Source organism: Microbacterium sp. K35 (genome assembly GCF_004794375.1).
In the GTDB taxonomy this organism is placed as follows: domain Bacteria; phylum Actinomycetota; class Actinomycetes; order Actinomycetales; family Microbacteriaceae; genus Microbacterium; species Microbacterium sufflavum.
Genome location: NZ_SSDM01000367.1, coordinates 1 through 232, shown reverse-complemented (window position 1 = coordinate 232; position 232 = coordinate 1). Strand labels below are relative to the sequence as shown.

1 pseudogene is annotated in these 232 nt (G+C 78.9%); it reads right to left on the bottom strand.

Annotated features, from left to right (window positions below):
* Nucleotides 1-232, bottom strand: a pseudogene (locus tag DW299_RS15320) (DEAD/DEAH box helicase); the annotation flags it as partial.

Here is a 232-nt window from a genome sequence, read left to right as displayed (position 1 = left end):
CCGCGGTCGTCACGGCGATGCGGCGCCTCGCGGCGACCGGACTCGGCGCGGTTGCGGATTCCGCGGGCCTCGTCGCGGCCCGCGCGCTCCTGCGAGGTCCAGCGGCGCTTGGGCGCACCCGACTCGGTCTCCTCCGGGCGGTAGCCGCGGTGGTTGGGGCTGCGGCTGCCGGGGCGACGGTCGTAGCCGGCGGTCGAGCGGCGGTCGCCCGTGTCGGCCCTGGTACCGCGCT